Annotated in this window: 23 protein-coding genes and 1 tRNA gene; 19 read left to right on the top strand and 5 right to left on the bottom strand. The window is 64.5% G+C overall.

Annotated elements, in window-relative coordinates:
- The first annotated feature begins 8 nt into the window (after positions 1-8).
- From rpsP to rplS, 5 genes are all read left to right on the top strand, one after another.
- Complete coding sequence (gene rpsP / locus ACZYTC_RS18495; protein ID WP_434959032.1) at positions 9-374, top strand: 30S ribosomal protein S16; 366 nt, start codon at positions 9-11, stop codon at positions 372-374.
- A gap of 253 nt (positions 375-627) precedes the next feature.
- Positions 628-1,242, top strand: a complete 615-nt coding sequence (gene rimM / locus ACZYTC_RS18500) for a ribosome maturation factor RimM (RefSeq protein ID WP_434959031.1) — start codon at positions 628-630, stop codon at positions 1,240-1,242.
- Positions 1,232-1,945, top strand: coding sequence for an HAD family hydrolase (locus ACZYTC_RS18505; RefSeq protein ID WP_434959030.1), 714 nt, complete (start codon positions 1,232-1,234; stop codon positions 1,943-1,945). The genes rimM and ACZYTC_RS18505 overlap by 11 nt, the downstream gene beginning before the upstream one ends.
- A gap of 11 nt (positions 1,946-1,956) precedes the next feature.
- Complete coding sequence (trmD, locus tag ACZYTC_RS18510; protein ID WP_434959029.1) at positions 1,957-2,667, top strand: tRNA (guanosine(37)-N1)-methyltransferase TrmD; 711 nt, start codon at positions 1,957-1,959, stop codon at positions 2,665-2,667.
- Between the two features lie 129 nt (positions 2,668-2,796).
- On the top strand, positions 2,797-3,165 hold the full coding sequence (rplS, locus tag ACZYTC_RS18515) for a 50S ribosomal protein L19 (RefSeq protein WP_434959028.1): 369 nt from the start codon (positions 2,797-2,799) through the stop codon (positions 3,163-3,165).
- Between the two features lie 205 nt (positions 3,166-3,370).
- Here the strand turns inward: rplS and ACZYTC_RS18520 are convergent, their stop codons facing one another.
- A complete protein-coding gene (locus tag ACZYTC_RS18520; RefSeq protein ID WP_488990263.1) occupies positions 3,371-5,206 on the bottom strand; it encodes an extracellular solute-binding protein in 1,836 nt (611 codons plus the stop codon).
- A gap of 128 nt (positions 5,207-5,334) precedes the next feature.
- Positions 5,335-7,275 (bottom strand): extracellular solute-binding protein, encoded by a 1,941-nt coding sequence (locus ACZYTC_RS18525; protein WP_488990264.1) that lies wholly within the window; start codon positions 7,273-7,275, stop codon positions 5,335-5,337.
- Between the two features lie 421 nt (positions 7,276-7,696).
- Here ACZYTC_RS18525 and ACZYTC_RS18530 point away from each other — a divergent pair, with 421 nt between their 5' ends.
- The 11 genes from ACZYTC_RS18530 to ACZYTC_RS18580 all read left to right on the top strand — a co-directional run bounded on the left by ACZYTC_RS18530 (position 7,697) and on the right by ACZYTC_RS18580 (position 17,606).
- Positions 7,697-8,074 (top strand): VOC family protein, encoded by a 378-nt coding sequence (locus ACZYTC_RS18530; RefSeq protein WP_434959025.1) that lies wholly within the window; start codon positions 7,697-7,699, stop codon positions 8,072-8,074.
- Between the two features lie 143 nt (positions 8,075-8,217).
- Positions 8,218-8,302, top strand: a tRNA-Leu gene (locus ACZYTC_RS18535).
- Positions 8,303-8,424: 122 nt separating this feature from the next.
- Complete coding sequence (locus ACZYTC_RS18540) at positions 8,425-9,135, top strand: SDR family NAD(P)-dependent oxidoreductase (RefSeq protein ID WP_441772129.1); 711 nt, start codon at positions 8,425-8,427, stop codon at positions 9,133-9,135.
- Positions 9,136-9,344: 209 nt separating this feature from the next.
- Entirely contained in the window at positions 9,345-10,517 is a 1,173-nt protein-coding gene (locus tag ACZYTC_RS18545) for an alpha/beta fold hydrolase (protein WP_441772130.1), read from the top strand.
- A gap of 318 nt (positions 10,518-10,835) precedes the next feature.
- Positions 10,836-11,528: a helix-turn-helix domain-containing protein gene (locus tag ACZYTC_RS18550; RefSeq protein WP_434959022.1), complete on the top strand. Its 693-nt coding sequence runs from the start codon at positions 10,836-10,838 to the stop codon at positions 11,526-11,528.
- Positions 11,529-11,532: 4 nt separating this feature from the next.
- Positions 11,533-12,642 (top strand): extracellular solute-binding protein, encoded by a 1,110-nt coding sequence (locus ACZYTC_RS18555; RefSeq protein ID WP_434959021.1) that lies wholly within the window; start codon positions 11,533-11,535, stop codon positions 12,640-12,642.
- A 290-nt stretch (positions 12,643-12,932) separates the two neighbouring features.
- Complete coding sequence (locus ACZYTC_RS18560; protein WP_434959746.1) at positions 12,933-13,787, top strand: ABC transporter permease; 855 nt, start codon at positions 12,933-12,935, stop codon at positions 13,785-13,787.
- A complete protein-coding gene (locus ACZYTC_RS18565; RefSeq protein ID WP_149255407.1) occupies positions 13,784-14,572 on the top strand; it encodes an ABC transporter permease in 789 nt (262 codons plus the stop codon). The genes ACZYTC_RS18560 and ACZYTC_RS18565 overlap by 4 nt, the downstream gene beginning before the upstream one ends.
- 1 nt (position 14,573) lies before the next feature.
- Positions 14,574-15,722, top strand: coding sequence for an ABC transporter ATP-binding protein (locus ACZYTC_RS18570; RefSeq protein WP_434959020.1), 1,149 nt, complete (start codon positions 14,574-14,576; stop codon positions 15,720-15,722).
- A 92-nt stretch (positions 15,723-15,814) separates the two neighbouring features.
- Complete coding sequence (locus tag ACZYTC_RS18575; protein ID WP_441772131.1) at positions 15,815-17,200, top strand: NAD(P)/FAD-dependent oxidoreductase; 1,386 nt, start codon at positions 15,815-15,817, stop codon at positions 17,198-17,200.
- Between the two features lie 46 nt (positions 17,201-17,246).
- Entirely contained in the window at positions 17,247-17,606 is a 360-nt protein-coding gene (locus ACZYTC_RS18580) for a cupin domain-containing protein (protein WP_322432494.1), read from the top strand.
- On the opposite strand, the gene ACZYTC_RS18585 is transcribed toward ACZYTC_RS18580, so the two are convergent.
- Entirely contained in the window at positions 17,591-18,430 is an 840-nt protein-coding gene (locus ACZYTC_RS18585; protein WP_434959018.1) for a YihY/virulence factor BrkB family protein, read from the bottom strand. The genes ACZYTC_RS18580 and ACZYTC_RS18585 overlap by 16 nt on opposite strands.
- Positions 18,431-18,877: 447 nt before the next feature.
- Between ACZYTC_RS18585 and ACZYTC_RS18590 the strand changes: the two genes are divergently transcribed.
- Entirely contained in the window at positions 18,878-19,591 is a 714-nt protein-coding gene (locus ACZYTC_RS18590; protein ID WP_441772132.1) for a DUF1223 domain-containing protein, read from the top strand.
- A gap of 258 nt (positions 19,592-19,849) precedes the next feature.
- Positions 19,850-20,779, top strand: coding sequence for a threonine/serine dehydratase (locus ACZYTC_RS18595; protein WP_441772133.1), 930 nt, complete (start codon positions 19,850-19,852; stop codon positions 20,777-20,779).
- A gap of 11 nt (positions 20,780-20,790) precedes the next feature.
- Here ACZYTC_RS18595 and ACZYTC_RS18600 read toward each other — a convergent pair whose 3' ends face one another.
- Positions 20,791-21,366 carry a dihydrofolate reductase family protein gene (locus ACZYTC_RS18600; RefSeq protein ID WP_434959015.1) on the bottom strand — a complete coding sequence of 192 codons (576 nt, stop codon included), beginning with the start codon at positions 21,364-21,366 and terminating at the stop codon, positions 20,791-20,793.
- A gap of 331 nt (positions 21,367-21,697) precedes the next feature.
- On the opposite strand from ACZYTC_RS18600, the gene ACZYTC_RS18605 reads away from it, so the two are divergent.
- The gene (locus ACZYTC_RS18605) at positions 21,698-22,213 is read left to right on the top strand and encodes a winged helix-turn-helix transcriptional regulator (protein WP_434959745.1); all 516 of its coding nucleotides are present in this window, start codon (positions 21,698-21,700) and stop codon (positions 22,211-22,213) included.
- Here the strand turns inward: ACZYTC_RS18605 and ACZYTC_RS18610 are convergent.
- A complete protein-coding gene (locus ACZYTC_RS18610) occupies positions 22,203-23,582 on the bottom strand; it encodes a sulfatase family protein (RefSeq protein ID WP_441772134.1) in 1,380 nt (459 codons plus the stop codon). The two genes, ACZYTC_RS18605 and ACZYTC_RS18610, sit on opposite strands and share 11 nt — an antisense overlap.
- Positions 23,583-23,675 lie beyond the last annotated feature (93 nt).

Genomic DNA, 23,675 nt, shown 5'->3' on the forward strand with positions numbered 1-23,675 from the left:
AGTAACCCATGTCCCTCAAGATCCGTCTCGCCCGCCGCGGCGCCAAGAAGCGCCCGTTCTACGCGGTCGTCGTTGCCGATTCGCGCTCCCCGCGCGATGGCCGCTTCATCGAGAAGCTCGGCACCTATGACCCGATGATCGCCAAGGATTCGGGCAAGTCGCGCTGGACCGTCGATCTGGAGTCCGCCAAGGCCTGGATCGCCAAGGGCGCCCAGCCGACCGACCGCGTGCTGCGTCACTTCGCCGATGCCGGCCTGCTGGCCCGCGAAGCCCGCAACAACCCGGTCAAGGCCGTTCCCGGCAAGAAGGCGCAGGAACGCGTCGCCGAGAAGGCCAAGAAGGCCGAAGCTGCTGCAGCTGAAGCTGCCGAGTAAGCTCGACTAAGCAAGGACGAAGCGCGATTCCAGCGCATACAATTTGTGTGCGCGACCTCCCCACGAAGCTGGGGAAGGTGGGCTTGCGCAGCAAGCTCGGAAGGGGTGCAGCCAGAATAGAGCACATGAAACGGGACTTTGGGTCTGCGGTTCTCGTGCTCTATTCTGGCTGCACCCCCTCCGTCACGACTTCGTCGCGACACCTCCTCCAGCTTCGGGGGGAGGCTCCCGTGCCCTTTATTACAAGGTCCCCATGCCCCCTGCCTCGCAAAACCTCGTTGTCCTCGGCGTTTTCGGCGCAGCCCATGGCCTCAAGGGCGAGATCCGGCTGAAATCCTATACCGAGGAGCCGCTGGCCATCGCCAATTACGCGCCGCTCCTCACCAAATCAGGCCGCCAGATCAAGCTGGCCAGCCTGCGCCAGGCCAAGGATGTGCTGATCGCCCGGGTTGAAGGCGTCGGCGACCGCACCGCTGCCGAACAACTCGTCAATCTTCAGCTTTTCGTCGAGCGCGCCGTGCTGGGCACCCCCGAGGACGAAGACGAATTCTTCCACGCCGACCTTATCGGCCTTGTTGCGCGCGGCGAGGACGGCAGCAGGATCGGCACGGTCACAGGCCTGTTCGATTTCGGCGCCGGCGACATCATCGAGGTGACGCCCGATGGCGCCAAAGGGACGCAAGGCAGCGCCAAGGGGGCGCCAGACAGCGCCAAAGGAGCGCTTGGAGGGGCCAAGCCCCTGCTGCTGTCCTTCACCAAGGCCGTCGTACCCGAGGTCGACATCAAGGCCGGACATATTGTCGTCGTGCTGCCTGAGGAAACTGGCGCGGCCGATGAGGCCGAGGAGACAGGTGACGATGAGCGCTGATTCTATTTCCACCGGCAGCCTGCAAGGCGATTTCAGGCATTTGGCCGGCACGCCGGTCGCCGGCCTGATCTTCGACATGGACGGCACGCTGGTCGACAACATGCATGTGCACAATGATGCCTGGGAAGCCTGGCATCAGCACCATGGCCTGCCCTTCGATCGCGAGCGCTTCTTCCGCGACACCGCCGGCCGCGCCAATCGCGAAGTGGTTGGGATGGTCAAGCCCGACGCGAGCGAGCACGAGCTCGACACGCTGGGGCTGGAAAAGGAAGCGATCTACCGCGAGATCTATCGCAACCAGATGGTACCGATGCCAGGCTTGGCAGCTTTGATATCAGCCTGCGAGGCTCGCGGGCAGAAGATGTCGGTCGCCACCGCGGCCACGCCCGAAAATGCCGCTCTGGTGCTCGACGGCCTCGATTTGCGCCGCCATTTCGTCACCGTGGTCTCCCCTTCCATGGGCTATCGCGGCAAGCCCCATCCCGACCTCTTCCTTGCCGCCGCCGAGGCGATGGGCCTGGCACCCAGCCAATGCGTGGTGTTCGAGGACGCACCGCTTGGCATCGAGGCCGCCCGCAATGCCGGCATGCGCGCCGTGGGCGTGAAGACCATGCTCGACGATGCGGCGCTGGACGGCCCGAACACCGTGTTTTCGATCAAGGACTTCACGGATGAGAGGCTGAAGGGCCTCTTGGGTTTCTGAGCATTCGTCCCGTGTGGCGTGCCTCGATCCTCACCCTCTATCCGGAGATGTTCCCCGGGCCGCTCGGCGTCTCGTTGTCGGGCGAAGCCCTGGCCACCGGCACCTGGGCGCTGGAAACACGCAATATCCGCGATTTCGGCCAGGGCCGCCATCGCTCGGTCGACGACACGCCAGCCGGCGGCGGCCCGGGCATGGTCATCCGCGCCGACGTGCTGGCTGACGCCATCGATGCTCTCGGCGATGACGGTCGCCCGCGCCTGTTGATGTCGCCGCGCGGCCTGCCGCTGCAACAAGCCCATGTGCGGGCGCTGGCGGCGGGAGATGGCGCCGTGATCGTGTGCGGGCGCTTCGAAGGCGTCGACCAGCGCGTGATCGAGGCGCGCGGCCTCACCGAGGTTTCGATCGGCGACTATGTGCTGTCGGGCGGCGAGCTCGGCGCCATGGTGCTGATCGATGCCTGCGTCAGGCTGCTGCCCGGTGTGATGGGCGGCGCCACCTCCGGCGACGAGGAGAGCTTCGAGAACGGCCTGCTCGAATACCCGCATTACACCAGGCCCGCCCTCTTCGAGGATCGCGAAATCCCGGACATCCTGCGCTCGGGTCACCACAAGAACATCGCGGCCTGGCGGCGGGGCGAGGCGGAGGCACTGACGCGCGCGCGCCGGCCGGACCTGTGGGCGGCCTATGAGGCGCGACAGCCGCCGCCGAAAAAGAGGAAATAGATGCGCGGTCCCAGGGGTGACATCTCTTCACCGAATTCGGTGGACTCGCCTTCCGTAATGGCGTATTGGCACGCCTCCACTTAAAGCAAGAGCAAGATGCGTCCTTCGGGTACGCGCGGAGACATGATCATGAACCTGATTCAGACTATCGAGCAGGAAGAAGTTGCCCGCCTGTCGGCTGGCAAGGACATTCCTGAATTTCAGCCCGGCGACACGGTGATCGTGAACGTCAAGGTGAAGGAAGGCGAGCGCTCCCGCGTTCAGGCCTATGAAGGCGTCTGCATCGCCCGCAATGGCGGCGGCCTGCAGGAGAGCTTCACCGTCCGCAAGATTTCCTATGGCGAAGGTGTCGAGCGCGTGTTCCCGCTCTACTCGCCGATGATCGATTCCATCAAGCTGGTCCGCCGCGGCAAGGTCCGTCGCGCCAAGCTGTATTACCTGCGCGATCGCCGCGGCAAGTCTGCCCGCATCGCCGAGCGCGTCGATCACAAGAAGTAAGTTCGACGCATCTGACGGATTTCGACGCCGGCCTGGCAACGGGCCGGCGTTTTTGTTTTGTGCAAGAGCAACCCGGACGCATCCTGCCGAAAGTTGGACCCTCTTTGCGAGCGTGGCGAAGCAATCCAGACGTTCAAACATATCACTCGCGGCCTCTGGATTGCTTCGCTACGCCCGCAATGCTCCTCAGCCGACCGGTGCACTGCTATCCCTTTTTCTTCGACCACCACAGATCCGGGATGCCGCGGTCGTAGATTACGCCGGGATCGCCGTGCTCGAACTCGTCCCAATAGGCCAGCCAGTGGTTCGGGCGGGTCCACATCGGCACCCAATAATAGCCCGAGCGCAGCACGCGATCGAAAGCGCGGCACGCCGCGACGAGCGCGACCCGGCTGTTGGCGGCGACGATGGCATCGATCAGCGCGTCGATTGCCGGATCGGCAATGCCGGAAATGTTGGTCGAGCCAGGGATACCGGCCGTCCGGCTGGCGAAGGGCCCACGCATGTCTTCGCCCGGGGTCAGGCCGAAGGACGTGCGGCGGGAAATGATGTCATAGTCGAACGCATCGGTACGGCGCTGATATTGCGAGGAATCGACGGCGCGGAAACTCGCCGCGATGCCGAGCCGGCCCAGATTCTGGATGAAGGGGGCCGTGACCTTGTAGAGGAAGTCGCTCTCCTCCAGGAACTCGATGGTGAAGGCTTCGCCCTTGGCGTTCTTGAGAACGCGGTTGTCGAGGGTCCAGCCGGCGTCCGCGAGGAGCCCCAGCGCCGTTCGCAGATTGGCCCGATCGAAGCCGGTCCCGTCCGAGACCGGCGGCAGCAGGGCTTCGCCGAAGACGGCATCGGGCACCTTGCCGCGATGAGGTTCCAGCAGGGCGAGTTCATCCGGCCCGGGCTTGCCTTCGGCCTTCAGTGGCGAATTTTCGAAGATCGAGGCCGTGCGCCGGTAGGACGCGTACATCACGTTTCGGTTCACCCATTCGAAATCGAAGACGAAACCGAGAGCCTTACGCACGCGAGGATCGGAAAACTTGGCGCGCCGCGTGTTGAAGTGCCAACCCTGGGCGCCCGAGGGCGTGTGGTCGGGCACCGTTTCACGCCGGATGCGGCCGTCGCGCACAGGCGGAATATCATAGCCCTTGGCCCAGTTCTCGGAGCTCGGCTCCTCGCGGAAGCGGAAATTGCCGGCACCGAACGCAATGAAGGCCACCGAAGGATCGCGGTAATATTGCCAGGTCAGGCGATCGAAATTGTTGGTGCCGATCTGGGTCGGCAACCTCTCGCCCCACCAGTTCGGCACGCGTTCATAGCTGATCGCATCGCCTACATTGACCTTGCCCACCTTGTAGGGCCCGCTGCCGAGCGGTGCTTCCAGCGTGGACTTGACGAAATCGCGCTTGGACCACCAGGCTTTCGAAAAGATCGGCAGGGCGGCGACGATCAGGGGAAGCGAGCGCCCGCGCCCGGGCAGCAGCGTGACGCGCACCACGTCGGGAGCCTCCGCCACTGCCTCCTTGAAGAAGCGTAGCGGCTCGGCGATGAAGGGATGTCCCTTCTCCTTCAGAATGTTGAAGGACCAGGCACAGTCCTCCGCCGTCAGCGCGGAGCCGTCATGGAAGCTGAGGCCGGGGCGCAGGCGGAAGCGATAGCTCTGCCTGTCAGCCGAGACGGCCACCGATCGGGCGGCATAGCCATACATCGCATCCGGCTCGTCCACGGCCCGCGCCATCAGCGAGGCGAAGGTAAGGTCCATCCCCACCGCGCCCGTGCCCTTCAGGACGTAGATGTGCAGGCTGTCGAACGAGTTGAAGGACTGGTTGTAGCCGGTCTGGTAGACCAGCTGCGAGAAGGCGCCGCCCTTGGGCGCGTCCGCGCGCGTATAGTCGAATTTCTTGAAATCAGGTCCGTATTTGAGATCGCCGAAGGTCGACAGGCCATGGCTCTCGACCTCCTGTCCCCGCGCGCCCACCGGCAGGAGCGCACAGGCTGCGCCGAGGAAGCCGGTCTTCAGGAGCATGCGGCGATCGAGTTCGGCCATGGGCGGGGTCCTTGCGGGGGGATAGACGGATAGTTCGGGTGCACGGGCATCTTGCCCGTTCTTCCTATCCTGCCAGTGCGGCGGTTCAAGAATGAGCAAGATGCCCGTGCACCCGCAACACGTCGACGCTACTTCGCCGCTCCGGTCTTGGCGGCAAGCGCCGGATCATACCACCAGACGGTGGGAAAGCCGCCGGTCGGGCTCTGCGTGGGCAGTACAGCCGGCTGGCCGAAGCGGTTCCAGCGCAAAGTGTGCCATACATCGTTGTACCACATCGGTACCACATAGTTTCCGGCGAGCAGCACCCGGTCCAGCGCCTTGGTGGTGGCGACCAGTTCGGCCCGGTCCTTGGCATAGACGATGCGCTCGGTCAGTACGTCCACCGCCGGATCCTTGATGCCGATGATGTTGCGCGAAGTCGGCTTGTCGGCGGCAGCCGAGCCCCAATAATCGCGCTGCTCATTGCCGGGCGACTGGGTCTGGCCCACGCCGAACAGGATCAAGTCGAAGTCGCGGTTGTTCTCGCGCTGGTTGAACTGGGTGTCGTCGACCACACGCACCGAGGCCTCGATGCCGATGCGCTTGAGATTCTCGACATAGGGCAAGGCGATCTTGGTGAACGTATCGCTGGAGAGCAGGATCTCTACCTTCATCACCTCGCCGTTCCTGGTGTTGGTGAGCTTGCGATCCTTAAACTCCCAGCCGGCCTCCTTCAGCAGGCCGATGGCTGCGCGGATATTGGCGCGCTGAGCTTCGTCGCTGCCATTGACGGGATTGGCATAGGGCGTGGTGAACACTTGCGGCGGCAGCTTGTCCTTGAGCGTTTCGAGGACGTCGCGCTCCTGGCCCTGCGGCAGCCCCGTGGAGGCGAGTTCGTCGAGACCGGCGAAATAGGAGCCGATGCGCTTGTACTGGTTGAAGAAGATCGTACGGTTCAACGTCTCGAAATCGAAGACCAGGTTGAAGGCCTTGCGCACCCTGACATCCTCGAACTTCGCCCGCCTCAGGTTGAAGGCAAAGGCCTGCATCCGGCCGGATGTGTTTGAGGGGAAATCCTGCTTGACGATGCGCCCTTCCGTCACCGCCGGGATGTTGTAGAGCGTCATCCAGTTGGCGATGACGTTCTCCAGGCGGAAGTCGTAGGAATCGCTCTTGAACAGTTCCGGAAGTTGCTGGGTGTTGGTGTAGTAGTCGTAGCGGATCTCGTCGAAATTATAGTGGCCCTTGGCGGTGGGCAGGTCGACACCCCACCAATCCTTGACCCGCTCATAGACGGCCCCGCGCCCGGCCTCGAAGCTCTTGAGACGGTAGGGGCCGGAGCCGAGCGGCGGCTCGAGCGTGGTGTTGGCGACGTTGCGCGGCTTGCCGTCGGGCCCGTTGGCCAGCCACCAATGTTTGGGCATGACATAGAGCTGGCCGAGGATCTGCGGCAGCTCGCGATTGCCCTTGGTCGAGAAGGAGAACGTCACCTGGTCGGGTGCGCTGACCTCGGCCTTGGTGACGTCGTGATAATATTGCGCGGTCTGCAGGTTGTTGGCCTTCTGCACCTCGAAGGACCAGACCACGTCCTCCGGCGTCAGCTTGGTGCCGTCGTTCCAGCGCGCCTTGGGGTTGATGCGGAAGGTCACCGAGGAGATGTCGTCGGGAAAGCGCACGGCATCGGCGATCTCGCCATATTCGGTGGACGCTTCGTCCTGCGCTGATGTCATCAGGTTCTGGTAGACATTGGTGATGCCGGCCTCGATGTTGCCCTTCACGGAGACGCCGTTGATAGCCATCAGCGCGATATTGAAATTGTCGAAGGTGCCGCTGATCGCCAGCCGCACCCGGCCGCCCTTGGGCGCATCGGGATTGACATAGTCGAAATGGTCGAAAGCTTGCCTGTGCTTGGGCTCGCCCAGCAGGGAGATGCCGATGCGCCAGGGTGGTGTCGTGCTCGCCGTCGCCCCGGCAGGCGCTTCGGCCGGTTTGGCGGCCTCCTCCGCCGAAGCCTGCCAGGGCGCGAAGACAGTCAGGCTCATGAGGACGGCAAAGGCGGCCGAGGCGAGAGGGGAACGGACGGGGTGCATGGGATCTCCGTTGGTTTCCCTCGCCATGGGCAGGGAGACGGGGGGCGGCCGGGGCGACGCCGCTCGATTGCAGCACGGCTTGCGGGCAGCGCCCGCCAGCCCGCGAGGATTAGGAGCCAATGCGGCGGAAATGCAGCTGATTCGGCAAGATGACATCGTGTTCACCTCGAGCAAAGCACGTTCACAGCTGAGCAGTCGTTTTGCTCCAGCTCCCCGTTTCCCAACCGATCCAGCGGATTGCCTGGGGCCTTTGCGCTTCCCCGCGATTGCACCAAATCGCGAGGCGTTTCCGCAGGAAAGCGCGTGCCAACGCGCCCGGCCGGGCTTATTCTGATTGGGCAGTCCTTGCGCCGGACGGCTGCGCCGGTTTTCGACGCCGAGCGGTACGGGCCGGCAAGAGGAACGATCCGGAGGCACCGCCATGCTGGGAGACAAGCTCGCCGTCGCCACTTTGCCCGTGCGCGATCTCGCCACGGCCCGGCGTTTCTACGAGGAGCTGGTGGGGCTGGAGATCGCCTTCGAGCATGCCGGCAGCGCCATCGCCTACAAGGCCGGCCCCTCGATCGTGCTGGTCTACGCCTCGGCCAATGCCGGCACCAACCACGCCACCGCCGTGACCTGGGTGGTGGGCGACGACATGATCCGCCTGGTCGAGGCGCTCAAGGCCAAGGGCGTCGCCTTCGAGCATTACGAGATCCCCGGCACCACGCTGGAGGGGGACATCCACCGCACCGGCGACCTCGAACTCGCCTGGTTCCGCGACCCCGACGGCAACATCCACGGCCTGGCGAGCGGGTGATCCCGGGTGCGCGGGCGTCGCGTCCGTTCTTGGAAACGCCGCACGCGCCGATAGGAAAGAACGAGCAGGACGCCCGTGCACCCGAAAAGCCCGCAATCGCGGATTGACGCCGCCCCATCCCTCGCTATAGTGCCGCCCGCGTTGCCCCTATGGCGGAACTGGTAGACGCGTCCGACTCAAAATCGGATTCCGCAAGGAGTGCTGGTTCGATTCCGGCTAGGGGCACCACTTCCACTTCATGCTGACGGGTGTGCCGCTGCGATCAGTTGCGCGCGCCGCAATCCTCACCCTTCCCTCCCACTCCCGCCCGTGACACTCTCCCGGTCCAATCACACCAGGGAGTGCCCACCATGTCCTCGTCCCCCGCCATCATCGTCACCGGCGCCGCCGGCAATCTCGGGGCTGCGGTGGTGCGCGAGCTTGCCAAGGGCAGCGCCCCGCTGGTCCTGATGGAACGCTCGACGGACAAGCTCGAGGCGCTGGTCGCCTCGCTGCCCTCGGACACCCAGGTGCTGTCGATCGCCGGGACGGACATGACCTCGCAGGAAGCTTGCGAAGCGGCGGTGGCCAAGGCTGTCGAGCGGTTCGGGGCGGTGGGCGGGCTGGCCAACACGGTGGGCGGCTTCGCTATGGCGCCAGTCGCCAAGGCCCTTGCGCAATGGGATGCCATGCTCACCGGCAATGCCCGCACGGCGCTCGCCATCAGCGCCGCGGTACTGCCGGCGATGCAGAAAGAGCGCCATGGCCGCATCGTGCATGTGGCGGCGCTGGCCGGGCAGAAGGCCTCGGCCGGGATGGCCGCCTATGCCGCCTCCAAGGCGGCGCTGCTCCGGCTCACCGAGGCCATTGCCGAGGAATATCGCAAGGACGGCATCAGCGCCAATTGCGTGCTGCCCGGGGTGATCGACACGCCGCCGAACCGTGCGGCCATGCCCAAGGCCGATACCAGCACCTGGGTGGCACCGGAAGCGATCGCACGATTGATCGCCTTCCTGCTCTCGCCGGAGGGCGGTGTGGTCACCGGCGGGGCGATTCCGGCGACCGGCGTGCCGGCTGCGTGAGGCCACGAGGTTGTTACTTGGGAGCGCGGACCTCACAGTGACATGCTTGCATGTCGCGATGTCCGCTCTTCTTTTCGCAAGCTCGGCGCTTCCAAGAGCGGACAGGATGTCCGCGCTCCCAGGAGTCGCTGGATGTCGCCATCGGGCAATTGCCCGGCAATCTTCCAGCGCTATAGTTCCCTCCAAAATCCTGCCGGAGGAGGAACCGCATGCTGAACCCTTTCGTCCGTCTCACCCGCGTGGCCACGCTCGCTCTGCCCCTGGCCCTCGGCCTCGCGATGGGCGCCGTTGCGCCCGCCAGCGCCAAGGGCTGCGAGGATCTGGCAGCCGGGCGCTGCAAGGTGAAGCTGCCCGGCGGCATCACCATGGCCTATGTCGAGACCGGGCCGAAGGACGGGCCGGCGGTACTCCTCATCCACGGCCTCACCGACAATATCCGCTCCTGGTCGACCACGATGGCGGCGCTGCACAAGCGCGACCCCGGCCTGCATATCCTTGCCATGGACCTGCGCGGCCACGGCCAGACCTCGATGCCACCCCGCACCACCTGTTCGCCCGCGCCGGAAAAATGCTTCCGGACCAGCGATTTCGCCGGCGACATCGTCGCCTTCATGAAGGCCAAGAAGATCGCCAAGGCGACGCTGGCCGGCCATTCGCTCGGCAGTTTCGTCACCCAGGAAGTCGCCCTGGAGCACCCCGAACTGGTCGAGCGCACCGTGCTGGTGGCGAGCTCCACCAAGGGCGTCGACAATGTCGCCTTGCGCGACTACGTGCTCAAGGAGCCGGTGGAGGGCTCCTGGAAGAAGGCCCTGGAGGCCAAGGGCTGGAAATATCCCGCCGGCTTCTACATGCTCACCCCGCTGAAGGCCGATCCCAAGGCCGAGGACTGGATCGCCAAGAACTGGGTGGTCGATCCGGCGGCCGATCCCGCTTTCCTCAAGCCCTATGTGCCGGAGACCGCCAATGTCCGGCTCGGCACCTGGATCGGCGCCAGCAAGGCGCTGCTGGCCACCGACAACACCGAACGGCTGAAAAGCTTCTCCGTACCCGTGCTGGTGCTCTGGGCGACGCAGGACAGCATCTTCCTGGAGGCCGACCAGGCCTGGCTGAAGCAATCCCTCGGCGAAGCAGCCAAGGCCAAGGGCATCCCCGCCTACTGGAAGCGCTATGGCGTGATTCCCCTGCCGGCTTCCGGGGCGCAGGTCAGCGATATCGGCCATAATGTGCAATGGGGGGCGCCGGATGCCGTCGCCGCCGACATCGAGGCCTTCATCAAGACGGGAGCACCCACCAGCGATCTCCTGCACAGCGACAAGCCGCCGGCGCTCGACCACATTCTCACCGAACCTGGCAAGGCGGAAGTGATCAAGCTCGGCCAGTAAGGCGCCGAGACTTGATGGAGCAAAGTCGGCATGTTCAGTGGCACGCATGACGGTTCCGGGCCGGTTTGAAGAGACTGACGCGATAGTCGCAACGAGGCCGAGAAAAGCTCGGTTTTGTCATGCCCGGGCTTGTCCCGGGCATTCAGCCACCGCCGCGGTCCTGGATTGCCGGGACAAGCCCGGCAATGACAAAAGTCGAGTTCCATCGATTTTTCCGTCAGACCGGCCCGCAGAGGCCCGCCTCGACCATTCACTTTAAGGCTTGTTAAGTACGGCAATTCACTTTATGCCTTGTTAAGTGAATCTGCCGAGGCCCTGATGAAGCGTGCCGACGATCACAATGCCGACAGCGGTGCCGCGCCCAATCTGGAAGCGCGGCGCTCCAGCGTCCTGGGCCAGCGCGTCAAAGCCTTCCGCACCGCGCGCCGGCTGACCCTGCGCGAGCTCGGCGACCTCACCGGCACCACCGCCAGTTTCCTCTCTCAGCTCGAGCGTGGCCTTTCCGGCGCCAATACCTCCACGCTGATGGGGATCGCCAACGCCCTCGGCATCAATGTCGCCGACCTCTTCGACGAGGGCGAGGCTTTGCCGCACAAGGTCGTCTCCCGCTCCGAACGTCCGGCCTTGCCGGCCAGCGGCGGTTGCCACAAGACCTTGCTGTCCCGGCGCCCGCTTCGTGACCTCGAAGTCTATTCCGGCGAGTTCGATGTCGGCGGCTCCACAGGCGACCTGCCCTATACCCATGGCAATTCCCACGAGATGTTCCTGGTGCTGCGCGGGCGCCTGCAACTGACGCTCGGCCAGGAGAGCTTCATCCTCGAGGCGGGTGACAGCATCGAATATTCGTCCTCGACACCGCACAAGACGGCGAACATCGGCGACACGCCGGCCGAGGTGGTGTGGATCATCTCCCCGCCGACCAGCGGCGCCGCCGATCTCGACCAATATGTGATCCGGAAATCGCTCGCATCCGGGTCGCCACAACAAACAAGCGAGTCTCCAGAGGGATAATGGGATGACAACTGCAACGGCATTTGCCCGACTATCTTGCGCCAAAGCGATTTGTGCCGGCCTGGCCGGCGCCGCCTTCACTCTGCTGGCGGCATCGGGCGTGCAGGCCCAGAGCGCACCGCCGGCCGGCACCATCGGGGAGGGCTCGCTGAAGGACAAGACGCTGACCTTCGTCTCCTATGGCGGCATCTACCAGGACGGCCAGAACGCGGCGCTGAAGGAATTCGCCGAAAAGTCCGGCGTCAAGCTCCTGAACGACGGGCCGACCGAACTCGCCAAGCTCCAGGCCCAGATCGAATCGGGCAACGTCACCTGGGACGTCGTCGACACCGGCGACCTCGCGCCCTTCGCCTATTGCGGCAAGTACTTCCAGAAGCTCGACTTCACCAAGATCGACGTCTCGCACATTCCGCCCGGTCAGGTCGGTCCCTGCAGCGTGCCGGCCATGAATTACGGCATCGTGCTGATGTACAAGACCGACAAGTTCAAGGACCATCCGCCCAAGAACTGGAAGGACTTCTTCGACACCAAGAATTTCCCGGGCACGCGCGGCATCGATGGCAGCGGCGACCCACCGGTCGGCCTGCTCGAACAGGCGCTGCTGGCCGACGGCCATCCCGTGGACAAGATGACGCCCGAGGATATCGACAAGTCCATCGCCCGGATCAAGGCCCTCGGGCCCGATACCGTGTTCTGGAAAACCGGCGCCGAATCCCAGCAGCTCGCCGAGTCCGGCGAGATCGACATGCTGCTGATGTGGACCGGTCGCGCCATGACCGCCGTCAAGAACGGCGCCAAATACACCCCCGTCTGGCAGGACTGGCTGGTGGTCAAGGACCAGCTCGCCATCCCGGTCGGGGTCAAGGATCCCGCCGCCGCCCATGCGCTGATCAACGCCTATCTCGGCAAGAGCGCGCAGGAGGCCCTGACCCAGAAGACCTCCTATTCCCCGGTCAACAACGAGGCCAAGCCCGAGGTCGACGCGCAGGTGCAAGCCTTCCTCACCAACACGCCCGAACGTGTCAAGCAGGGCTATGGCTTCAACACGGCCTTCTGGACCGAGAATTTCCAGGCCCTGAACGAGAAATGGGGCTCGCTGCTGGCAGGCAATTGAGCGAAGGGATCTTTAAACCCTGCCCAGAGAAGCGCGACCAGCCTTCCCCACGAAGCTGGGGAAGGTGCTCAAACGGAGTTTGGGCGGATGGGGTGTGGCGGGCAGCGCAGCGTCATTTGAAGGTCTGCATACCCGTGGTGCAATCTTGTTTTGCTTGGGGTGCTGCCCGCCCCACCCTTCCCGACCTCGCTTCGCGAGGCAGCGCACACAACTTGTGTGCGCGCCCTTCCTTGTAGGCATACCCAGCCAAAGCGGAGCTTTTGCGCGTGACTGACACCATGCAATCCTCCATGGCCATCGCCCGGCAACGCAGGTTGAGGCCGCTTTCTGCCTATCCGTCGTTGCTGACGGTCCCGGCCGTGCTGCTGCTGATCCTCGCCATGGGCTATCCCTTGCTGACGGTGGTGGTGCGCAGCTTTGCCGAGCCGAGCTGGGGCCTGCAGAACTATGTCTGGTTCTTTTCCACCCCGGCGAACCTGACCGTGCTGGCGCGCACCTTCTCCATTGCCGCCTGGGTCACCCTGGTCTGCGTGGTCGCGGCCTATCCCTATGCCTATCTGATGACGGCGGTCGGGCCGAAATGGCGGCTGGTGCTCATTCTGTGCGTGCTGGTGCCCTTCTGGGTCAGCGGCGTGGTGCGCACGCTCGCCTGGGTCGTGCTGCTGCAGGATTCCGGCGTGATCAACACGGCCCTCCAGGCGCTCGGCCTCGACGGCATCAAGCTGATCCGCACCCCGCTCGGCGTCGTCATCGGCATGGCGCAGGTGCTGCTGCCCTTCATGATCCTGCCGCTCTATTCGGTGATGCGCAGCATCGACCTGCGCCTGATCCAGGCGGCGCGCAGCCTCGGTGCCAACCCGGTCCGTGCCTTCTGGCAGATCTACCTGCCCCTGTCGCTGCCCGGTGTCTTCGCCGGCGCCATCATCGTCTTCATCCTGTCGCTCGGCTTCTACATCACCCCGGCTTTGCTGGGCGGGCCGCGCAGCACCATGCTCTCCACTTTGGTGCAGAACCAGGTGCTGAGCCTGCTGGCCTGGGGCCGTGGCGGGGCGATGGGCGTGATCCTGCTGGTGGCGACCTTCCTGCTGCTCGCCATCGCCGCGCCTTTGATGCGCCAGCGCCACAAGCAGGCCTCGAGGAGCTGACGATGAAACCGCTGCGTCTCTTCCTCGCTCTGTTCTGCCTCTTGATCGCGCTCTGGCTGGTGTTGCCGACATTGGTGATCATTCCAATGTCGTTCAATCAGAACAAGTCGCTGGCCTTCCCGCCATCGGGCTTCTCCTGGCAGTGGTACGAGAACTTCCTCACCAATCCGGACTGGTCGTCCAGCTTCTTCAATTCGCTGCGCATCGCCACCGTCGTCGCCATCATCGCCACGCTGATCGGCACGCTCGCCGCCCTCGGCCTCAGCCGCATGAAGCATGCAGGGGGAGGCATCCTGCGCGCGCTGCTGATCACGCCGATGGTGGTGCCGGGCGTGGTGCTGGCGGTGGGGATCTATTCGGTCTACCTCACCTACAAGCTGGTGGGCACGGATCTCGGCTTCGTCATCGCCCACACCATGCTGGCGATCCCCTTCGTGCTGATCGCCGTCTCGGCCAGTCTCGAAATGTTCGACGTCAGGCTCGAAAAGGCGGCAGCCAGCCTCGGCGCCAACCGTTTCACCACCTTCCGCACCATCACGCTGCCGCTGATCGCGCCCGGCATCCTGTCGGGCCTGCTCTTTGCCTTCGTGACCTCCTTCGACGAGATCATCGTCGCGCTGTTCATCACCAATCCCTATCTGAAGACGCTGCCGGTGCAGATCTTCACCTCCATCACCCGCGACGCCGACCCCACGGTCGCCGCGGTGGGAACCATCGTCTTCCTTGCCACGACATTGCTGATCGCCGCCGGCCTTCTCCTCGGCGCGCGATCGAAGAGGAGCTGAGATGTCCAACGCCGCAGCCGCCATCGCTACTCCTGCCGGCTCCCCTCAGGGCGCGGCCGGCGCCGCCATCGATATTCGCAATGCCAGCAAGCATTATGGCAACTTCACTGCGCTCGACGATGTCAGCCTCCATATCGAGCCCGGCGAGTTCATGACGCTGCTCGGCCCCAGCGGCTCGGGCAAGACGACCACGCTCAACGTGGTGGCCGGGTTCACCGAGCTCTCCAGCGGTGCGCTTGCCGTCGGCGGCGAGGACATCAGCGGCTTGCCGGCGCATAAGCGCAATATCGGCGTGGTCTTCCAGCACTATGCCCTGTTCCCGCATATGACGGTCGGCAAGAACGTCGCCTACCCCCTCGCCTTGCGCGGTGTTCCCAAGGGCGAACGCGAGGCGCGTGTCCGCCGCGCCCTCGACATGGTCAAGATGGCCGATTTCGCTCACCGCTATCCCAGCGAACTTTCCGGCGGCCAGCAGCAGCGCGTGGCGCTGGCCCGCGCCATCGTGTTCGACCCGCCGCTATTGCTGATGGACGAGCCGCTCGGCGCGCTCGACAAGAAGCTGCGCGAATGGCTGCAGCTCGAGATCAAGCGCATCCATCGCGAACTCGGCACCACCTTCGTCTATGTCACTCACGATCAGGAAGAAGCCCTGGTGCTGTCGGACCGCATCGCCGTGTTCAACCATGGACGCATCGAGCAGGTCGGCACCGGGCGCGAACTCTATGACGAGCCGGCCACCCTGTTCGTCGGCAAGTTCATCGGCGAATCCACCACCCTGCGCGGAAGCGTGGAGACCTCCGGCAGCGAGACCTGCCTCACCATTGCCGGGCAGAAGGTGGTTTCGCAGGAAAGGCTCGCCGACGGCCGGCAGCCGGTGATGCTGCTGCGGCCCGAAAAGCTCTCGCTCGCCCCGGCGGCCACGGGCGCGAGCGCCGGCCACAACAGCCTGTCCGGCCAGGTCAGCGAAGCGATCTATCTCGGCTCCAGCTCCAAATACCAAGTGGTACTGGCCGACGGCTCGGTCGCGATCGTGCGCGCGCCGCTGGAAAGCCGGCCCTTCGTCATCGGCGATGCGGTCGATCTCACCTGGGCGACCAGCGACGCCAAGCTGCTGGCCGACGACGAGCGCGCCGACCTGACCCTGACTTAAACGAACAGCGCCAACCTTTACCCTCGTCATCAAGGGGGTAAGCGCCACCTCCGCACCGCCATATTGCATCTCTTTTACGCGAGCCCCCCATCATGGACGTCAAAGTCAACGGCAACATCTCGTTCTGGTATGCCGATATCGGCGGCGTGCCCGGCTATCGCCCGGCGCTGCCGGGCGACCGCAGCGCCGATGTCTGCATCGTCGGCGGCGGCTTCACCGGGCTGTGGACGTCCTACTACCTGAAGAAGGCCAATCCCGGCCTCAACATCATCGTGGTCGAGAAGGAATTCGCCGGCTTCGGCGCCTCCGGGCGCAATGGCGGCTGGCTCTCGGGGGGCTTTGGCTGGTCACGCGAGAAATATCTGAAGACGTCCTCGCGCGGCGCGGTCGTCGACATGGAAGCGGCGATGCACGGCTCGGTGAACGAGGTGATCGCCGTTACCGAGCGCGAGGGCATCGACGCCGATGTCCGCCGCAACGACACGCTGACGGTGGCCGTCAACCAGGCCCAGCTCGGCCGCATCCGCCAGTCCTACGAGTATGAGAAGGGCTGGAGCGTCCCCGATGCGCGCATCAGCCTGATCGGCCGCGATGAGATGCGCAAGCGCATCGAGATCCACAATGTCGAAGGCGCCCTGGTGCATCACGACACCGCCCGCGTGCAGCCGGCCAAGCTGGTGCGGGGCCTCGCCGCCGTGGTCGAGCGCCTGGGCGTCTCCATTTACGAGCAGACCGAGGTCGTCGGTATCGAGAAGGGGGCGGTGACCACCAAGCGCGGCACCGTGCGTGCGCCGATCATCATCAGGGCGACGGAGGGCTTCACCGCCGGCATTCCCGGCTTCGAGCGCCTGTGGATCCCGATGAACAGCGCCATCCTGATGACCGAGCCCCTCAGCGAGGAGCAATGGAGCCGGATCGGCTGGAACGGCTACGAGCTCCTGGGCGATGCCACCCATGGCTATTGCTATGCCCAGCGTACCCGCGAAGGCCGCATCGCCATGGGCGGGCGCGGCGTGCCCTATCGCTACGGCTCGGCCACCGACATGCGCGGACAGACGCAGGATCAGACCATCGCGCAGCTCTACGCCATCCTGATGCGGCATCTGCCCCAGACCAAGGGCCTCAAGATGGAGCATGCCTGGTGCGGCGTGCTCGGCGTGCCTCGCGACTGGTGCACCACCGTCGGCCTCGACCGCAAGAACGGCATCGGTTGGGCCGGTGGCTATGTCGGCCTCGGCGTGTCCACCTCCAATCTGTCCGGCCGCACGCTGGCCGACCTGATCCTGGAGCGCGACACCCCGCTGACCCGGCTGCCCTGGGTCAACCGCTCCGTGCGGGAATGGGAGCCGGAACCCTTCCGCTGGCTCGGCATCCACTCGATGTACCAGCTCTATCACATGGCCGACCGGCGCGAGTCGGCAGGCCTCAAGCAGACCTCGCGCCTCGCGACCTTCGCCAACAAGATCACCGGGCGCTGACAAGCCCGGGTTTCATTTGCTTCAACGCGCCTCGATTGGAATGACCATGATCGACAGCCGAACTTTCGCCGATCTCACCTCCCTGGACCTCGGTCCCTTCGGACCCAAGCCCACCACCCTCAGCGAAGGCCAGGTCGAGGCGGCAAAAACCCTGTGGAAGTCCGAGGACGGCCTGATGGAAGTCGGCGTATGGGAATGCACGCCGGGCCGCTTCACCGCCTCGCGCGAACGCAATTCGGAAACCTGCCATATCGTGTCGGGGCGGGTATCGCTGCATGACGCGGGCGGCCAGACCCGCGAGGTGCGGGCTGGCGAGGCCCTGGTCCTGCCCAAGGGCTGGAAGGGCGAGTGGACCATCCACGAGACCACCCGCAAGCTCTACATCATGCATTACGACGCGGCGTGAACGCGTTTGTGGCGCCGCTCGGCCAGGATGGCGTTGATCTCCGCCCCGAGCAGGAACGCCAGCGCCACCAGCCACAGGAAGAACAGTGCCGCGAAGACGCTGCCCAGGCCCGCATAGAGCTTGGAGTAGGCGGCAAAGTCGCTGATATAGATGCTGAAGGCGTAGCCGCCGGCGAGCCAGAGCCCCATGGTGATCAGCACGCCTGGCCAGATCACGCCGAGCGAAGGGCGGCTCGCCACCAGGAACAGATGTACCAGGATGATGGCGCCGCCGAGCACCGCCGTGGTGATGCCATAGCGGGCGATCTCGATCAGTGCCTGCAGCGGTGCCAGCACCGGCGTGAAGCTGACCGCCGCCTGCCATATCACCGGCCACAGCACCACCAGCAGAGCGAGAGTGACCAGAGCCAGCGAGGCCAGCAGCACGAAGAACAGGCTCTGCAGCCGGCACCACCAGAAGGACCGCATCTCGACCAGGCCATAGGCCCGGTTGATGCCGACGCGGATGGCCTCGACGCCATTGCTGGCCAACACCACCGCCACGATGGCACTGACGGTGAGCAGGCCGGGGCGCGCCGTGCCCAGTACCCTGGTGACCTCGCGGGCGATCGGCTCGGAAACTTCATGCGGCCAGGTTTCGAACAGCAGGCGGACGATCTCGTTCTGCAGGTCGGCGGTGCCGAGCACGCCGGCCAGGGACGCCACGAAGATCAGGAAGGGAAACATCGCCGTGAGCAGGGACAGCGCCATATGGCTCGCCAGCGCGTAATCGTCATGCTCGGTGACCCGTTGCGTGAGATCGGAAATGAATTTGTACGCCCGCATGGGGCAATCATGCCATTCCATTCGAAGATTTACCAGGAAAGGCCACGAAACATCCCGAGAAAACGCTAATCGCACTGTGCTAAAGCGTTTTGTGATTTAATTGCCTTACGTCAACTCGCCAAGTCGCTCCAGCCAATCGGTAGGATTGGCTTGGAACCAAGGAGCGAGGGCCCACAAGCGTTCACAGCTGAACGCGCTTTGCTCTGGAGGACACGGGCGAAATCGCTCGATATCACACCCCTTCACGAATCGCGGAGGTGCCCCCTTCTCACCACTGTGTTACTCGCCCGTTCATCTTCGATGGGCTATGGCTTGCGGGTGTTTCTCACCGGAGCAAGGCACTTTTCAGCAAGAATGCGCCCTGCCCGCACTCCCTGTTTCAACCCGTCTTTGCGATTCCCGGCAGTTCGGCCAGATTGCAAGGCGCTTTAGGCCTGGACGAGATCGATGCGGCGAAACCTGGTTGCAGCGCTGTTGTTGCTGGCCGCGAGCAGCCCGGCGATGGCGCAGCCGCGGGCCGTGGTGGAGCTGTTCACCAGCCAGGGCTGCTCCTCCTGCCCGCCGGCGGACAAGATGATGGGCGAACTCTCCCGTGATCCCAGCGTCATCGCACTGTCCCTACCGGTCGATTACTGGGACTATGTCGGCTGGAAGGACACGCTGGCCGACAACACCTTCACCCGCCGCCAGCGCGCCTATTCGGAGGCACGCGGCGACAGGGCCGTCTATACCCCGCAGATCGTGGTGGATGGCGTGCAGCACGCTGTCGGTTCCAATGGCGAGGAAGTTCGCCGGGCCATCGAGATGGCCGCCACCCATCCCAGCGTCCTCAGCGTTCCCGTCGCCATTTCCGGCAAGAACGGTGCTTACAGCATCTCGTTGGGCAAGAGCACCCACAAGGGCGAGGTCTGGGTGGTGCCCATCGAGACGAGCGCGGAAGTCAAGATCGAGCGCGGCGAGAATACCGGCAAGACGGTGACCTATTCCAATGTCGTGCGCTGCTTCCGCAAAGTCGCCGATTATGATGGCAGTGTCGCCACGGTAACGCTGAAGCCGGACGTGACCAGCGCCCCGGGGGCCGACAGTTTCGCCGTGTTGGTGCAGGCCAATGCTGCCGGCAGGCCGGGCGCCATTCTCGGTGCTGCCCTGCACAAACCCTGACCTGCTGTTTTTGATCCCCATCGGCCCAAGGCGTTTCCCAGAAAAGTTGACAGGCTTTTCGATTAAGAAAACGCGTGAAAACAAAAAGTTGGAGAAAAAGTGCGATTCAGAGAAATCGCATTTTGCTCGCGGCGCTTTTCTCCTGCGACAATCCTCCCTATCTTCCGGTCTCCCACGCATCGTGGCGGCCGAGTCGTACAGGTGTGCGCTGGCCATTGCCCCGAATCCGCACCGACGCCCCCGCCTGACGAGCTTCAAATGATTGACCAGAACGATATTCGCGCCGCCTATCAGCGCGTCGCCTCCCATATTCGCCGCACGCCACTTCTCGACACCCAGGCGGGAACCTTCGGCCTCGCACATGGCGTACAGCTCAAGCTCGAATTCCTGCAGCATGCCGGCTCGTTCAAGCCGCGCGGCGCCTTCAACAACCTGCTGTCGCGCGACGTGCCGGCGGCCGGGGTCGCCGCTGCCTCGGGCGGCAATCACGGCATCGCGGTTGCTCACGCCGCCCGTGCTCTCGGCCACAAAGCCCGCATCTTCGTCCCGGTGATCTCCAGCCCAGCCAAGATCGCGGCGATCCGCGCCCGCGGGGCCGATCTCGACATTGGCGGCGAGCGCTATGCCGATGCTCTCGCCGCCTGCGAACGCTATATCGCCGAGACCGGCGCGCTCTCGGTGCACGCCTTCGATGCCTGGGAGACCATTGCCGGCCAGGGTACGCTCGGGCTGGAATGGGAGGAACAGGCCGGTGGGGCGCTCGATACCGTCCTGGTCGCCACCGGCGGCGGTGGCCTGATCGCGGGTATCGCGGCCTGGTTCGCCGGCAGGGTCAAGGTCGTTTCGGTGGAGCCGGAAGGCTCGCAATGCCTCAAGGCGGCGCTGGAGGCCGGCGGCCCTGTCGATGTCGGCGTGGAGAGCGTGGCAGCGGATTCGCTCGGCGCCCGCAATTGCGGCGCCAAGGTCTATGCCGTCGCCAGCCGCCATGTCGGCGAGGCCATCACCGTGCCGGACAGTGCCATCGTGGAAGCGCAGAAGCGCGCCTGGGCCGATGCCCGCCTCGCCCTCGAACCCGGCGGCGCCACCGCCCTGGCGGCCCTGGTCGGCGGCGCCTACCGCCCGGCACCGGGCGAGCGCGTCGGCGTGCTCGTCTGCGGCGCCAATGTGGACCTTGCGACCATCGGCTGAGGCCGTATGCCTCAGTTGCGCTGGCGCCGGTAGTGCAGGATGACGGCGCCGGTATCGAGCGGGCGGTTTTCGATCAGCTCCAACCCGAGCTTGGGCAGGCCTGGCTCGAACAGGCGCTTGCCATTCCCGAAGATCACCGGCGTCACCATCAGGCGATATTCGTCGACGAGATCGAGGCTGATGAGGCTGTTGGCGACGCCGGCGCCGCCGAAGCAATAGATGTCCTTGTCTGCGAGGCTCGATTTCAGCCTCCCGATCGCGGCGGCGAGATCCGCTCCCGCCAGGGCGGCGTTCCAGCCGGGAGCGCCGGACAAAGTGGAGGAGACCACCGTCTTGGGCAGGCGGTTCATCACCGCGGCATGGGGAATGCCGGCGGCGGGGCTGGCGGGATCGGTCTCGGCCGGCTCCCAGAATTCCTTGTTGAACAGGAAATTGGTGCGGCCATAGACGAGATGGCCGGCCCGCTCCAGGGCATGGCCGGACCAATGGGTTTCCAAATCACCCGACCACGCCGGCGGCACAAAGCCGTTCGGGCCCTCGATATAACCATCCAGACTCGTGAACATCGCCAGGACCAGTTTGGTCATCGTCATTCCTCCCAGGAATACCAGTTGTTATATGCAATCAGTTGCCTTCTAGCTCAACTACTCCTATTTTGCAAGCGGTCAAGCCATTTTACGATGGATGGTATCACCCGAAATCGTAAAGGCTCTTCCGCCAATCCGTTGGATCGGGTTGGAAACAAGGCGTTGGAGCGAACGAGCGTTCAGCCACGAGCGCGCTCTGCTCCAAGCAGAGTTTCCCAGTGAGGCGCTTGAATGGGGCTCGCCGGGAAACTCTGAACTATTTGATATCTTGCAGGTTCCTTTTGATTGCGCCCTGGGCTCGATCAAGAGGCCCCTGCTTGGGAGTGCGATGATGAATACGGCCTACCGGTCGGGATGCCCGATCAATCTGACGCTGGAAATGCTGGGGGACCGCTGGAGCCTGATCGTCATTCGCGATGTCATGTTCGGCAACCGGCGGCATTATCGCGAGCTCCTGACCCAGTCGGAGGAAAAGATCGCCTCCAACATCCTGGCCGACCGGTTGAAACGTCTTGTCGAAAGCGGCCTGCTCAGCCGCCGAGACGACCCCAGCCACAAGCAGAAGGCGATCTACAGCCTGACGGAGCCGTCTATCCAGTTGGTGCCACTGCTGGCGCAGATGGGCGCCTGGGGCCGCCGGCACACGCCGGCTTCACGCCGCTTGTCGATCCGCGCGCAATTGCTGGAGGAAGGCGGCCCGCCACTGTGGGAGGCGTTCATGGAGGAATTGCGGGCCCTGCATCTGGGCACGCCCGTGCCAGCCCGCTCGGTCCTGGCCGAATTGCAGGCAGCCTATCTGGCTGTGATGGCGCAGGAAGAGGGCGCGTCGGATCCCGTCAAGGCCTGACCGGATCGACGTCCCGCTCGGGATCGGCAAAGCCGATCAGGTCCTGCGGCTTCAGCCGGTACTGGCGGGAGTAACGGTCGGGCGCGTCGAGGATCTCAGGCGTGTGTCCCTCCTCGACCTCGGCTATCCAGGCGAGCAAGCGGGCCTTCAAATCGTCCGATATGCCGCGGAAGGCCGTCATGCCGACGAGGTTCACCATCTCATAGGGGTCGTTTTCGAGGTCGTAGAGATAGCTTTCGCGATAGACGTCCGAGCGGGGAGCTCCCTGGTCGTAGTCGGAGGTCACGCCATATTTCCAGCGCTGCGTACGCAGGGCCCGCCCTGTCTCCGTCTCGCTGATCTGGACGAGGATATCCTGCCGCCAGGGCTGCCGGGCATCCCGGATGACCGGCATGATCGACCGGCCCGCCATCGCGGCGGGTATGTCGAGGCCGGCGGCATCAAGCAGGGTCGGGGCAACGTCGATGGTGCTGAACAGGGCGCGGACCTGTCCGCCCGACATGAAGCCCGGCCCGGTGATCATGCTCGGCACCCGGATCGCGCTCTCATGGCAGGAGCGCTTATACTCGCTGTTGCGCGTCTTGAAATGGCAGGCATGGTCGGAGGTGAACATCACAATGGTGTCGTCGAGCATGTCCAGGCTCTTCAGGGCATCGATGAGCCGACCGAAAGCCTCGTCGAGGCGTTTCACCATGCCGTAATAACCACTCAGGTGCCAGGCGCTGCTGCCCTGGAGGCCGACGAGATCCGGCGGCGTCCACTGGCTGGCAGCCATGGCCTCCCGGTAGCCGTCGGGCGGGGGATAGTCGTCGACATGGTTCTGGTGATGCGGCTCCAGGAACGAGACGAACAGGAAGAAGGGCTTGTCCTGATGGTCGTCGCAATAGCGGATGGCGGCATCGGTCAGGGCATCGATCCGGTATCCCGGCAGTTTGCGGCGGCGGTCTTCGGTATCGAACAGCACCGCATCATAGGCATCGGACACGAATTCCAAAAGATTGGCCGCGAGCCAATTCTGGTAGCCGCCACGCTCATGCTTGGGCACGGGATCGGTGTCGCCCAGATGCCACTTGCCGATATAGGCGGTGTCATAACCGTTGCGAGCAAATTCCCTGGCGATGGTGACGGCGTCGTCAGGCAGGGGAATGCCGTTACGGAACACGCCGGTCTGCGTGGCGAAGCGCCCGGTTTGCATCGAGGAGCGCGCCGGCCCGCAAAGCGGCTGGCTGGTAAAGGAATTGTAGAGGTGCGTCCCCGCACGGGCGAGTCGGTCGAAATGGGGGGTGAGGCCCATCGGATTGCCGTGCACGCCCGTGGTATCGTGGCGTTGCTGGTCCGTGAAGAAGACCACGACATTCGGCTTTTTCATCCAGATCCCGCTCCAATTCGTCCGCTTTCGCCCTCGAAGAGTCAAGAGGGCGAGCACCGTCTGGATGGTTTAGCGGCTCGATTCAGACCCGGA

The organism is Labrys sp. F242 (genome assembly GCF_057813875.1).

Excerpts from the sequence above, each read along its gene's own strand:
- ACZYTC_RS18585 (WP_434959018.1), bottom strand. The coding sequence starts at position 18,430 with ATGCGGGCGTACAAATTCATTTCCGATCTCACGCAACGGGTCACCGAG.
- ACZYTC_RS18590 (WP_441772132.1), top strand. The coding sequence starts at position 18,878 with ATGCGGCGAAACCTGGTTGCAGCGCTGTTGTTGCTGGCCGCGAGCAGC.
- ACZYTC_RS18605 (WP_434959745.1), top strand. The coding sequence starts at position 21,698 with ATGAATACGGCCTACCGGTCGGGATGCCCGATCAATCTGACGCTGGAA.
- ACZYTC_RS18595 (WP_441772133.1), top strand. The coding sequence starts at position 19,850 with ATGATTGACCAGAACGATATTCGCGCCGCCTATCAGCGCGTCGCCTCC.
- ACZYTC_RS18580 (WP_322432494.1), top strand. The coding sequence starts at position 17,247 with ATGATCGACAGCCGAACTTTCGCCGATCTCACCTCCCTGGACCTCGGT.
- rimM (WP_434959031.1), top strand. The coding sequence starts at position 628 with ATGCCCCCTGCCTCGCAAAACCTCGTTGTCCTCGGCGTTTTCGGCGCA.
- ACZYTC_RS18505 (WP_434959030.1), top strand. The coding sequence starts at position 1,232 with ATGAGCGCTGATTCTATTTCCACCGGCAGCCTGCAAGGCGATTTCAGG.
- ACZYTC_RS18560 (WP_434959746.1), top strand. The coding sequence starts at position 12,933 with ATGGCCATCGCCCGGCAACGCAGGTTGAGGCCGCTTTCTGCCTATCCG.
- ACZYTC_RS18545 (WP_441772130.1), top strand. The coding sequence starts at position 9,345 with ATGCTGAACCCTTTCGTCCGTCTCACCCGCGTGGCCACGCTCGCTCTG.
- ACZYTC_RS18555 (WP_434959021.1), top strand. The coding sequence starts at position 11,533 with ATGACAACTGCAACGGCATTTGCCCGACTATCTTGCGCCAAAGCGATT.
- ACZYTC_RS18540 (WP_441772129.1), top strand. The coding sequence starts at position 8,425 with ATGTCCTCGTCCCCCGCCATCATCGTCACCGGCGCCGCCGGCAATCTC.
- ACZYTC_RS18525 (WP_488990264.1), bottom strand. The coding sequence starts at position 7,275 with ATGCACCCCGTCCGTTCCCCTCTCGCCTCGGCCGCCTTTGCCGTCCTC.
- rpsP (WP_434959032.1), top strand. The coding sequence starts at position 9 with ATGTCCCTCAAGATCCGTCTCGCCCGCCGCGGCGCCAAGAAGCGCCCG.
- ACZYTC_RS18530 (WP_434959025.1), top strand. The coding sequence starts at position 7,697 with ATGCTGGGAGACAAGCTCGCCGTCGCCACTTTGCCCGTGCGCGATCTC.
- ACZYTC_RS18550 (WP_434959022.1), top strand. The coding sequence starts at position 10,836 with ATGAAGCGTGCCGACGATCACAATGCCGACAGCGGTGCCGCGCCCAAT.
- ACZYTC_RS18600 (WP_434959015.1), bottom strand. The coding sequence starts at position 21,366 with ATGACCAAACTGGTCCTGGCGATGTTCACGAGTCTGGATGGTTATATC.
- ACZYTC_RS18570 (WP_434959020.1), top strand. The coding sequence starts at position 14,574 with ATGTCCAACGCCGCAGCCGCCATCGCTACTCCTGCCGGCTCCCCTCAG.
- ACZYTC_RS18575 (WP_441772131.1), top strand. The coding sequence starts at position 15,815 with ATGGACGTCAAAGTCAACGGCAACATCTCGTTCTGGTATGCCGATATC.
- ACZYTC_RS18610 (WP_441772134.1), bottom strand. The coding sequence starts at position 23,582 with ATGAAAAAGCCGAATGTCGTGGTCTTCTTCACGGACCAGCAACGCCAC.
- ACZYTC_RS18520 (WP_488990263.1), bottom strand. The coding sequence starts at position 5,206 with ATGGCCGAACTCGATCGCCGCATGCTCCTGAAGACCGGCTTCCTCGGC.
- rplS (WP_434959028.1), top strand. The coding sequence starts at position 2,797 with ATGAACCTGATTCAGACTATCGAGCAGGAAGAAGTTGCCCGCCTGTCG.